This window comes from Plantactinospora sp. A48, assembly GCF_055793945.1.
Genome location: NZ_JBTIXF010000040.1, coordinates 47,749 through 59,044, shown reverse-complemented (window position 1 = coordinate 59,044; position 11,296 = coordinate 47,749). Strand labels below are relative to the sequence as shown.

At 71.4% G+C, this 11,296-nt stretch carries 10 protein-coding genes, 1 tRNA gene and 1 pseudogene; 5 read left to right on the top strand and 7 right to left on the bottom strand.

Annotation, left to right across the window (positions count from 1 at the left end; all coding sequences use genetic code 11):
- Positions 1-186: 186 nt before the first annotated feature.
- The 4 genes and pseudogenes from ACXN5W_RS20115 to ACXN5W_RS20100 form a co-directional block, all read right to left on the bottom strand.
- Positions 187-960, bottom strand: a complete 774-nt coding sequence (locus tag ACXN5W_RS20115; RefSeq protein ID WP_473159877.1) for an energy-coupling factor ABC transporter ATP-binding protein — start codon at positions 958-960, stop codon at positions 187-189.
- Positions 961-968: 8 nt separating this feature from the next.
- Positions 969-1,739 carry a cobalt ECF transporter T component CbiQ gene (cbiQ, locus tag ACXN5W_RS20110; RefSeq protein ID WP_473159876.1) on the bottom strand — a complete coding sequence of 257 codons (771 nt, stop codon included), beginning with the start codon at positions 1,737-1,739 and terminating at the stop codon, positions 969-971.
- A gap of 6 nt (positions 1,740-1,745) precedes the next feature.
- Positions 1,746-2,150, bottom strand: a complete 405-nt coding sequence (locus ACXN5W_RS20105) for a PDGLE domain-containing protein (protein WP_473159875.1) — start codon at positions 2,148-2,150, stop codon at positions 1,746-1,748.
- 251 nt (positions 2,151-2,401) lie between these two features.
- Positions 2,402-3,079 (bottom strand): annotated as a pseudogene (locus ACXN5W_RS20100) (energy-coupling factor ABC transporter permease); the annotation flags it as partial.
- A gap of 171 nt (positions 3,080-3,250) precedes the next feature.
- Between ACXN5W_RS20100 and bcp the strand changes: the two are divergent.
- Complete coding sequence (bcp, locus tag ACXN5W_RS20095; protein WP_473159874.1) at positions 3,251-3,727, top strand: thioredoxin-dependent thiol peroxidase; 477 nt, start codon at positions 3,251-3,253, stop codon at positions 3,725-3,727.
- A 652-nt stretch (positions 3,728-4,379) separates the two neighbouring features.
- Here the strand turns inward: bcp and ACXN5W_RS20090 are convergent.
- Complete coding sequence (locus tag ACXN5W_RS20090) at positions 4,380-4,520, bottom strand: hypothetical protein (protein ID WP_473159873.1); 141 nt, start codon at positions 4,518-4,520, stop codon at positions 4,380-4,382.
- A 75-nt stretch (positions 4,521-4,595) separates the two neighbouring features.
- Here ACXN5W_RS20090 and ACXN5W_RS20085 point away from each other — a divergent pair.
- Together ACXN5W_RS20085 and ACXN5W_RS20080 are read left to right on the top strand one after the other, a co-directional pair.
- Positions 4,596-4,677 (top strand) — tRNA-Leu (locus ACXN5W_RS20085).
- 241 nt (positions 4,678-4,918) lie between these two features.
- Positions 4,919-6,274 carry an MFS transporter gene (locus tag ACXN5W_RS20080; RefSeq protein ID WP_473159872.1) on the top strand — a complete coding sequence of 452 codons (1,356 nt, stop codon included), beginning with the start codon at positions 4,919-4,921 and terminating at the stop codon, positions 6,272-6,274.
- A 200-nt stretch (positions 6,275-6,474) separates the two neighbouring features.
- On the opposite strand, the gene ACXN5W_RS20075 is transcribed toward ACXN5W_RS20080, so the two are convergent.
- Positions 6,475-7,524: an expansin EXLX1 family cellulose-binding protein gene (locus tag ACXN5W_RS20075; protein WP_473159871.1), complete on the bottom strand. Its 1,050-nt coding sequence runs from the start codon at positions 7,522-7,524 to the stop codon at positions 6,475-6,477.
- Positions 7,525-7,596: 72 nt separating this feature from the next.
- Complete coding sequence (locus ACXN5W_RS20070) at positions 7,597-8,457, bottom strand: MOSC domain-containing protein (RefSeq protein WP_473159880.1); 861 nt, start codon at positions 8,455-8,457, stop codon at positions 7,597-7,599.
- 216 nt (positions 8,458-8,673) lie between these two features.
- Between ACXN5W_RS20070 and ACXN5W_RS20065 the strand changes: the two genes are divergently transcribed.
- Both ACXN5W_RS20065 and ACXN5W_RS20060 read left to right on the top strand, forming a co-directional pair.
- Positions 8,674-9,750, top strand: coding sequence for an LCP family protein (locus tag ACXN5W_RS20065; protein WP_473159870.1), 1,077 nt, complete (start codon positions 8,674-8,676; stop codon positions 9,748-9,750).
- Between the two features lie 104 nt (positions 9,751-9,854).
- Positions 9,855-11,270 (top strand): sugar transferase, encoded by a 1,416-nt coding sequence (locus ACXN5W_RS20060; protein ID WP_473159869.1) that lies wholly within the window; start codon positions 9,855-9,857, stop codon positions 11,268-11,270.
- Positions 11,271-11,296 lie beyond the last annotated feature (26 nt).

Here is an 11,296-nt window from a genome sequence, read left to right as displayed (position 1 = left end):
GGCCGGACGACCCGCTCTGGGCGGTCAGGCTTGATCCCGACGCGGGTCGCCCGGCCCCCAACCCGAGGCGAGCGGCCTTGGCGGTCAGGCTGGATACGGGAGCGGGTCGCCCGGCCCCCAACCCGAGGCGAGCGGCCTTGGCGGTCAGGCTGGATACGGGAGCGGGTCGCCCGGCCCGGGGTGGCTTTATCGGCGGGCGGCGAGTTGGGCGGCGGCCAGCCGCGGGTCGAAGCCGTACGGCAGCTCCAGCCGGTGCCGGCGCAGCAGCTCCGGGTCGGCCAGGATGTCCGGCGTCGACCCGTCCGCCACGATCCGGCCGGCGTCCAGCACCACCGACCGGTGACACAACTCCAGCGCGTACGGCAGGTCGTGGGTCACCATGAGCAGCGTCACCGGCAGGCCCCGCAGGATGTCCGCCAGTTCCCGCCGGGCGGCCGGATCAAGGTTGGACGACGGTTCGTCCAGGACCAGGATCTCGGGCCGCATGGCCAGCACGGTGGCCACGGCGACCCGGCGGCGCTGCCCGAACGACAGGTGGTGCGGGGCCCGGTCCCGGTGTTCCAGCATGCCCACCGCGGTCAGTGCCTCGTCCACCCGGGCGGCCAGTTCGGCGCCGCGCAGTCCCAGGTTCGCCGGGCCGAACGCGACGTCCTCGGCCACCGTCGGCAGGAACAACTGGTCGTCCGGGTCCTGGAAGACGATGCCGACCCGGCGGCGTACCTCGGCCAGCGTCGCGCGGTCCCGGTCCACGGTGAGCCCGCCCACCGTGACCGTCCCGTCGACCGGGCTGAGGATCCCGTTCAGGTGCAGCACCAGGGTGGTCTTACCGGCGCCGTTCGGGCCGAGCAGTGCCACCCGGTCCCCGCGGGGCACCGTCAGATCGACCCGGTGCAGCGCCACGTGCCCGTCCGGGTAGGCGTACCGGACCCCACGGACGTCCAGCGAGGCGGGCTGTTCCATGTCGTCGATCATGACACCAGCACCGCCGCCGTGGCGATGCCGGCGGCCAGCACCGGAACGGCGGCTCCGGCCACCCACTGGGCGGCGGTCGCCGCGCCGGCCGCCCGCCACACCACCGGCATCCGGCCCGAGTAGCCGCGCGACACCATGGCCAGGTAGACCCGTTCCCCCCGTTCGAAGGCGCGCAGGAACAGCGCGCCCACCCCGGCGGCGAAGCCACGCAGTTGCCACAGGAAGCGCGGGTCGTCACCGCGCGAGATACGGGCCACCCGCATCCGCCGGGCCTCACCGGCCAGCACCTCCAGGTAGCGCAGCATGAAGGTGGCGATCTGGGTGAGGATCTGCGGGCAACGCAGGCGGTCCAGGCCGAGGATCAGGTCCCGGTTCGTCGTGGTCGCGGCGAGCAGCAGCGAGGCCAGTACGCCGAGGGTGCCCTTGGCCAGGATGTTCCAGCCCCCGTACAGGCCGTCCACCGACAGCCGCAGCCCCAACCAGTCCACCCGGTCCCCCGCGCCGAGCACCGGCAACGCCACCGCGAACAGCACGAACGGCAGCTCGATCAGCGCCCGGCCGAGCAGCCAGCGCGCGCGTACCCGGGCCAGCACCGCCACCAGGGCGACCAGCGCCGCGTAACCGCCGAAGGCCCAGAACGCCTGCCGGGGGGTGGCGACCACCGAGATGGTGAACGCGACCATCGCGGCGATCTTCACCTCGGGCGGCAGCCGGTGCACGGGTGAGTCATGGTCCAGGTGCAGCACGTGCGCGTGTCCGGTGCCCATCGCGGCCTAGCCTCGCCGTCCGGTCGACGCCGCCGGATCCCCGCCGGCCCGATCCCCGCCGGCCCGGTCCCCGCCGGTGGTGCCCCGGCGGCGGACCAGCCAGAAGACGCCGCCGCCGAGGGCGAACGTGATCAGCACACCGAGCACCCCGGACAGGCCGGTCGACAGGTACGGGTTGTCCACGCCCCGGATGCCGTAGTTGGCCAGCGGGCCGCCCAGTTCGTGACCACGGGCCCGCTGGGCCGGGCAGTTGCCGCCGGTGATGTTGTCGTGGGCGTCAACCGTGCAACCCGCGCGCAGCGACGCGTCCAGCCCGTCCGGATGCGGCGAGGCGAAGTTGCTCACCACTCCCGCGAGCACCAGCGCGACCAGCAGCCCCGCGATCACGAAGACCCACGAACGCCTCCTCACCGCGTACCGCCGGGGGCCGGCGTACCGCCAGCGGTCGACGGGTCGACCGGCGGCGTCGGGCTCGGCGCTCCCCCGGCCGGGCCGGATGCCGGCACGGTCGGGCCGGATGGTGCCGTCGCCAGATCCGGCTTCGCCACGTCCGGCCCCGCCACGTCCGGCCCCGCCAGGACCGGCCCCGCCAGGACCGGCTCCGGCGACGGCACGGCCGAGCCGGGCGGGTGGGGCCGGCCGATCCGGCGGCCCGTCGCGCGGGCCGGCGGCAGGGCTCGGAGCGCGTACACCAGGTCGGGCCGGACCCGGGCGACGGCCAGCACGGTGGTCGCGGTGATCAGGCCCTCGCCGACCCCGATCAGCAGGTGGACCCCGCCCATCGTGCCGGCCAGGCCACCGATGCCACCGCTGAGCCCGGCGGTGCCACCGAGCCAGTACTCGAACACGAACCCCTGGCTGGCGGCCAGCACGCTGACCAGGGAGGCGGTGAAGGCGGTCACCGCGAGGCCGGCCGGGCTGCGCGGCAGCGTCCGCAGCAGCAGGGCGATCAGCAGGTACGCCGCGGCGGTCCCGATGATCGCCATGTTCGTGACGTTGAGGCCGAGCATGGCCACCCCGCCGTCGCCGAAGACCAGCGACTGGACGATCAGCACCACCGCCACGCACAGCGCGCCCACCCACGGCCCGACCAGCATCGCCGCGAGCGCACCACCCAGCAGGTGACCGCTCACCGCGCCCGTGAAGATCGGGAAGTTGAGCATCTGCACCGCGAAGATGAACGCCGCCACCAGGCCGGCCATCGGGGCCAGCCGGTCGTCCAGGTCCCGCCGGCCGCGCAGGACGCACAGCGCCAGCACGGCCAGCGCGAACGCCGCGAAGACCCCGGCGACCGGGCCGTTGATGATCCCGTTCGAGATGTGCATCGCGACCGTACGCACCCGATCTCCCTACCGCCCGGCGCCGTCGGTCACCCGTCGACGTCCCGCCAACCTGACGCTGTTGCCAATATCTTGCAACAAGCCCCGGGAGGGTGGCCAGCCGGTCAAGGTCACGGCCTGGGATCGCCACCGTGCCGACCGGCCCGGGCCGGCGACGGTATGGTCACGGCCATGACCGAGCCGACCCGCCTGTCCCCCGGTGATCCCGCCCCCGAGTTCACCCTGCCCACCGACACCGGTGAAGCGCTCTCGCTGGCCGACCTGCGGGGCCGGAAGGTCCTTCTGTACGCCTACCCGGCCGCCATGACGCCCGGCTGCACCAAGCAGGCGTGTGACTTCCGTGACTCGCTCGCCTCACTCCAGACCGCCGGGTACGAGGTGGTCGGCATCTCGCCGGACAAGCCCGCCAAGCTCGCGAAGTTCCGCGACCGGGACGCACTCACCTTCCCCCTGGTCAGCGACGAGGACAAGGCGGTGCTGACCGCGTACGGGGCGTACGGCGAGAAGCAGATGTACGGCCGCACGGTGACCGGCGTGATCCGCTCGACCTTCGTCATCGATCCGGAGGGCCGGATCGAGAAGGCCATGTACAACGTCAAGGCCACCGGACACGTCGCCAAGCTGCGCCGGGACCTCGGCCTGGACTGATCAACCCCAGCCGAGCAGGCCGGGGCGGGCGCTGTCGTGGCCCGGTGGTGTCGGTACCACCCGATACGGTCTCGCCATGGTGAGGTATCGATACACCGCCACCGATATCGCACGGATCATCGCGCTGGGCCTCGACACCTCACACTTCACTCGACGAGGCGGTTCGGGGCGGGTCCCTCCCCGGCTATCCGCCGAGCAGATCCTGGTACGCCGCGACCGTGACCAGCGACGGGCACGCCCCGAGTTGCTCCGCCGGGCTCTTGTTGAATCCGACATACCCGAGCGGTGCGCGGAATGCGGCATCGGACCAGTCTGGGCGGGACGACCGCTGACCCTTCAGGCGGACCACCGCAACGGTTCGGTCTGGGACTGCCGACTGGAGAACCTGCGGTTTCTCTGCCCCAATTGTCACAGTCAGACTCCGACCTATGCCGGACGCAATCGCCGGATCTTCGGAGTTCCGGACCCAGCGGCCGGGGTCTCGGGATCCGTGCTGCGGGGCGACCGGCCGGCCGTCACAGAGTCCCGATTGGTCGAGTTGCCAGACCGGGTCGACCGCCGGGAGTTGACCGCCACCGCGGTGGCACGAGTGGCCGGTTGCAGCCTCGCCCACCTGCATCGGCTCCGCCACCGCCTCGAACGGGACGGTCTGCTACGCCCACGGACCGGCGGTCGGAGTTGGCGCGCGGAAGATCGACGTGAGCGAGTCATCGCGTACGCACTCGCGCACCCAGAGCTGGGCCCGAAGCCACTGGCTCGGCTGCTGACCGCCGACGGTCATGGGGTCAGCCATGGCACAGTGTCAACGATTCTGCGGGCGGCAGGGCTCAACACGGTCCAGGCACGACGTTCTAGACTGCTTGGGCCAGCGGAAGTGGTGGAATAGGTAGACACGCGGGATTTAGGTTCCCGTGCCTTCGGGCGTAGGGGTTCAAGTCCCCTCTTCCGCACAGAATGCCCACCCGTCCGCGCCCTGCCTGTGACTGGTCCAGGCCGGATGATCCGAACCGATGCCCGGTCACCCCGGATTCACAGCGTCACGCCGTACCCCTGAAAGGGGTCCACAGCGCCGTACGTACCCGTCGCCGCCCTCGCCACGGCAGGTCGGGTTGTCTTAATCCATTCTAGGGTGTTATGTCCACTTCTGCGGACTGACGTCGGTTGCTCCGGCGGTCGGCGGAAGGGGAGTGGATGGTCCTGGTCGGCGGCCGGCGACGGGCGCTGCTCGTCGGCGCGCTGATGCTCTCCGCGTTCAGCTTCAACACCGCGGAGAGCCTGCCGATCGGGCTGCTCCGGATCATGTCGACGGACCTGCACGTGCCGCTCACCTCGATCGGACACCTGATCAGCGGGTACGGGCTCACCGTGGCCGTCGTCTCGCTGCCGCTGGCCCACTGGACCCGGCACGTGCCGCGCCGATTCCTGCTGCTCGGCGTGCTGTCCGTACTGCTCTGCGCGAGCCTGATCCCGACCCTGCTGCCGTCGTACGCCGTCCTGCTGCCCGCCCGCCTGGCGACCGCGGTGGCCCAGGCGCTGTTCTGGAGCATCATGGCGCCCGTGGCGGTGGGCATGTTCCCGGTGGCCGCGCGCGGACGGGTGGTGGGCCTGCTCGCGGTCGGCGGCGCCCTGGCCATGGTGCTGGGCGTGCCGGTCGGGAACTGGCTCGGCCGGCAGCAGGGTTGGGCGGCGCCGTTCCGGCTGCTCGCGCTGTGCGCGCTGGTGGCCCTGGTCCTGATCGGTCTCCTGCTGCCCTCGACGCCACCCCGGATGGGCGACGCCGCGTACGGCGCGACCCCGGACGCGCTCCGGTTCGTGACCACGCTGGCCGTGATGACGTTGGCCGTCACCGGGACGTTCACCAGCCTGTCCTATCTGGTCGAGGTGCTGCGCACCGCGGGTGGCTTCGCCGACGGCCCGGTGGGGTTGCTGCTCGGCGTCTTCGGGCTGGCCGGGTTCCTGGGCGTCGCGGTCGTCGGAGCGCTGCTGGACCGCCGGCCCGGTACGGTGCTCGCCGGCTGCATTCTGCTGCAGGCGGTGGCGATGCTCCTGCTGGCGGTCCTGGTGGCGAACCGGACCATCACCGTGGTGCTGCTCACCCTGCTGGGGTTCGCGGCCACGCCGGTGTTCCTGGCGGCCCAGCACCGGACGCTGCGGGTGGCTCCGGGGCGTACCGAGGTTGCGCTGGCGGCCAACTCGGTGGCGTACAACGTGGGGGTGGCGCTGGGCACCGCGTGTGGCGGTACCGCGCTGCGACTGCTCGACGCCCGGGGCACGTTTCTGGTGGGTGGGCTGCTCAGCCTGGCGGCCCTGCTGGTGGTCCTGGCCGGCCCGCGTTGGGAGCCGGGTCCGGAACGCCCGGACGGCCCCGCGCCGGCCTGGACGTGGGCACCCCGGCCGGCACCCGACCAACCAACAGCACCCGGCCAACCAGCGGTGCCCGGCCAACCGGCAGCACCCGGCCAACCGGCAGCACCTGGCCAGCCGCCCGCTCCGCCGCCGGTGGTCCCGGCGCCACCGACAGTCCAAGCGCCACCGACGGTCGGTTAGACGGCGTCCCGGAGCTGCCGGCCGGCGCTGGTCGACGGCGCCAAGCAGGACCCCGCCGCAGGCCAGACCGGTCGAGGGCCGGACCGGTCGAGGGCCGGACCGGTCGAGGGCCGGACCGGTCGAGGGCCGGACCGGAACATTGCCCAGGACACGGGCTGTAACGCTGGCCAGGACGCGGACCGGACCGGGGCGCCGCCCGGTCAGCCGCAGTTGGTGGGGGCCGCGACCGCGCCGGTGGACGCGACCAGCGCGCCGGTGTCAGCGGTCGCGATCCCGGCGTCCGCCGGGATCGCGGACGGGGTCGGTGTGGGGGTACGGCTCGGCCGCGGGCTGGGTGCGGCGGTTCGGCTGGGATGGACGGCCCGGGGTACCGAGCGGGCGCCCGCGCCGTACATCCGGACCGAGCTGCGCTGGACCTGGCCGGGTGCCATCCGGATGCCGGTCGCGACCGCCTGGTGGCCGTACACGTCGACCACCCGGATGGAGTACGGCCCGGGGCCGGCCCCGGCCTCGATGAGCCAGTAGTTGTAGTCCTGCCGGGCGGCGGACCGCCAGGAGCCGCCGCTGCCCGCGCGCACCTCGACCGACCGCAACGGGTTGCCGTGGTTGCCGACCTGGACGGCGAACCACCACTGCGACGAGCCCTCCTTCAGCCGGAACGTCAGCGGGCCCGGCAGCGACGGGTTGACCACGGCACGGTAGCTCACCGGAACGATTCCCTGGACCGGGTCGGCGATCCGGGCGAACGCCTCGGCGGACAGGTCGAGGTGGCCCGCCGCGCACTCCGGACACTGGTCCATGATCAGCACTCGTACGGTGCCCCGTGGACCGGTGACGTCGAGGTACCCACCACACCCGGCGGCCGAGGCGTACTCGCTCGGTCCGAGCGCGACGTACCGGTGGTCGGCCGGGGCGACCGGGTACGAACAGTTTCCGCCGGCGCCCTTCGAGTCGTAGAACGTGGCCTTGCCCTTGTGGACGGTGCTGCCGGTCGGCGGCGCGGCCTGGCCCAGCGGCGCGGCGCGGCGGGCCGGCGCGGCGAGGGCGGCGCAGGCCGGCGCCCCGCCGGCCTGGACGGCGACCGCGAGCCCGACCACCGCGGCGGCTGTCGCCACACCGCCGGCCGCCAGCCAGCGGACCGACCACCGGCGCGGCGCCCGCCGCGATTCGGGGACCGGGGACCGGTCGGGGACGGAATACGGGTCGGCGACGGACGACCGGTCGGGCTGCTGGCTGACCACGTGATCCACGGCGACTGATGCTGCCGGACCGGGCGGGCGGGAAGCAATGGACCTAAGCAAGACCTAAGCGGGCGGGCTTCCTCAGACGTTCACCACGGGCCGGGGGTCGCAGGCCGAGAGCAGCACCGGGTCACCGACCGAGACCGATCCGAGGAGGTCGCCGGCCACCGGTTCGGGGACCAGATGCACCCCGAAGAGCAGGCCGTCGTCCCCGCGACGGTGCCGGGCCAGCACCCGCAGCGGCTCGCTGCCCCGCTCCCCCGTCTCCTGGTCCGTGGTGGTGACGACACAGCGGTTACACGCGCCGGCGACCCGGAACAGTGTGGGTCCCACCCGGATCCGCCCGCCGATCCAGGCGTCCTCGGCCCACGGCTCGGCCCCGTCGACGACGATGTTGGGACGGAACCGGTCCATCGGCAGCGGACCCTCCCGGCTTCCGGAATCCCGCAACCAGCCGTTCAACGCGGCCAGCGACGCCTCGTTGACCAGCAGCAGCGGGTACGAGTCAGCGAAACTGACCTGGTCACCGGGGTCGCGCGGATCGTCGGGCGGCAGGTGCCGACCGGGCCGTCCCAGCCAGACCAGCCGCACGTCGCGGTTCAGCAGGTCGCCGAGCCACCCGTCCGCGACCGGCCCGGCCGGCTGGGCCGGTACGGCCATCCGGTTCGGGAAGACCCGCACCGGTACGGTCTCGGCGCCGACCGGCTCGACGATCCTCAGGTCGTCGCGGCCGGGGGCGCCCAGCAGCAGCCCGTCGGGGTGTGGCGCGGCCCGCAGCGATCCGAGCGCCGGGACCTCTCGTTGGGTGACGCCGATGCCGGCCGGGTCGACCACCATCCACCGCCGGTCGCCCGCGAGCCCGCACGGCTGCACCGCGGCGGTGTCGTGGTCCAGCCGGTGGCAACCCTTGACCGGGTACGTGTGGATGGCCGTCAGCCGCATCATGTCCATGGCAGGGTTCTATCAGCAAGGCATGCCGGGCGTGCCGGGACGGCAGGTCGTGGCACCGTCTGGCCCGTTCCGTCGTACTCCGACCGCGCGGTCAGGTCTACCGGTCGCCCGGGAAAGGGAGGATGTCCAGCCCTCGACCGGATGGTCGATCCTGACCGGTCGGACGAGGGCCACCATGGCAGAAGGTGAGTCAGTAGCATCGTTGACATGCCGGATCGCCATCAGACCCTCGACGCCGGACCGGACGAGTCCGGTTTGCCATCCAATGTAGAGGATGCTGGCGGTCCGATCGTCCCCGCACCCCGTCGGCGGCGCGGCCGACGGGTCGCCCTGATCGTGTTGTTGGTCGTGGTCCTGGTCGGTGCGGGTGGAGCGGTCGCCGGGACGCTCTACTACCGCTCGATCAATAACAAGATCGAACGCGTCGATGCCTTCAATGACGTGCCCGAGGCGTCCCGCCCACCGGTTGTCGCACAGGGCGCGATGAACATCATGGTCCTGGGGAGCGACACGCGGGACCCGGAGAGCGCCTCGGGTTCCCGGAGCGACACCATCATCCTCGCCCACCTACCGAAGGACCGATCGAGCGCCCAGCTCATCTCGATCCCCCGGGACACCTGGGTCCACGTACCCAGGTCCAAGGAGGGCCGGGGCGGCCGGGACGCCAAGATAAACGCGGCGTACGCATGGGGCGGTGTGCCGTTGATGGTCCAGACGGTCGAGGAGTTCACCGGCATCCGCATCGATCATGTCGCGATGGTGGACTTCTCCGGCTTCAAGGAGATCGTCGACGCCCTGGGTGGCGTCGAGATCGACGTCGAACAGAGCTTCACCTCGACCCATTCGCTGAACCCCGATGGGCGCAGGGAGTTCGTGAAGGGTCGACAGACCATGGACGGCGCCATGGCGCTCGACTACGCCCGTGAGCGGTACGCGTTCGCGAACGGGGACTTCGCCCGGATCAAGCACCAGCAGCAGGTCATCAAGGCCATCCTCGACAAGGCCGCCTCCGGCGGCGTGTTGACCAGCCCGAGCAAGCTGAACTCGTTCATGAAGGCCACGGCGAACGCGGTGGCGGTGGACAAATCCCTGTCCCCGCTTGACCTGGCGATGGAGCTTCGTCACCTGCGGTCTGGGAACCTGGGCTTCTTCACCTGCCCGTCGAAGGGGACCGGCAGGGTGGGCACCGAGAGCGTGGTGTTCGCGGACACGGCCAAAGCCAAGACGCTGTTCAACGCCGTTCGCCGGGATTCCGTCGCCGACATCCTGAATACCGCCAAGTAATATCTTGCAGCCGGGTCTGGCGGCGCGGTCAGCCCGCTCATAGCCTTCGATCGCCTTCGGCTTGCGTCGTACGCCGGCAAGGGTTGCCACGGGGAGGATCGACCATGTCAGGCCATCCGGCCGTGAGTGGGACACGCGCCGGTCTCGACACGACGGCCGTTTTGCCGTACGCCGGTTCCCGAGCCTCGAAGCGTACCCGCCGACTCCGGGCCTGGATGATGACGGCGCCCGTCGACGTGGTCGCGCTGCTCGCGCCGCTGCTGATCAGCCAGAGCTACTGGCGGGGGACGCTGGCCAACACCGCGCTCACGGTAGCCATCTTCGCCGCCGGCGGGCTCTACCGGGCTCGGCGACACCTCAGCATCCTGGACGAACTACCGAGCCTGTGCGGACGGTTGCTGGCGTCCGGGGCGGCGGTGGCCATCATCGCGGCCGAGCGACACGACTCGGTCCAGTACGTCAGCGGGTTCATGAACGACGTCGCGCTCTCCGCCGGGCTGGTGATCATCGGCCGGGTGGTCAGTCGAACGCTCACCCTGGTCGCCCGCAAACGCCGCTGGGTGGAGCACAACACCATCATCGTGGGTGGCGGACCCTTCGGCGTCGAACTCGCCCGGTTGCTTCGCCGCTATCCCCAGTACGGCCTGCGATTCGTCGGTCTGGTCGACGACTCGTCGCGGCAGGGCGCCGGCGGACCGCCGATGATCGGCACCCTCGACGACCTCGAAAAGCTCGTAACCATGGTGGAGTGCGAGGTTCTGGTCATCGCCGACCCGAATTGTCCGGAACCGACGCTGATGGAGATCGTGCTCCGGCAGGTGGGCTCGCGTTGTGACCTGTGGGCGGTACCGCGGCTGTGGGGATCCCGGTCCCAGGGCGGATACCCGGACCACGTGGGGGCCATCCCGATCGTCAAGATCGGTGACACCACGCTCTCCGGTCCCCGCTGGGCGGTCAAGCGCGTCTTCGACGTGCTGTTCGCCTCGGTGGCACTGCTCGTTCTGAGCCCGGTGCTCCTGTTGTGCGCGACCGCGACATTCCTCGACGGAGGTCGTGGGGTGTTCTTCCGGCAGGAACGGGTCGGCCGGTACGGCCGACCGTTCAAGCTGGTCAAGTTCCGCTCGATGCGCCCGGTTGACGAGCACGAGTCCCGGACGAACTGGTCGATAGCCTACGACCGGCGGGTCGGACCGATCGGACGGTTCCTGCGCCGCACGTCCCTGGACGAACTACCGCAACTTTGGAACGTGCTCCGTGGCGAGATGAGTGTCGTCGGCCCGCGACCGGAGCGGCCACACTTCGTGGAGAAGTTCTCGGCCGAGTACCCGAACTACGCGATGCGCCACCGAGTGCCCGTCGGGCTGACCGGGCTCGCACAGGTCAGCGGCCTGCGGGGCGACACCTCGATTTCCGATCGGGCTCGGTTCGACAACTACTACATCGAGAACTGGTCACTCTGGCTCGACATCAAGGTGCTGTTGCGCACGGTCGTAGAGGTGTCTCGGGGCACCGGTCGCTGACCATAAGCGGCGATTGCGACCAAACA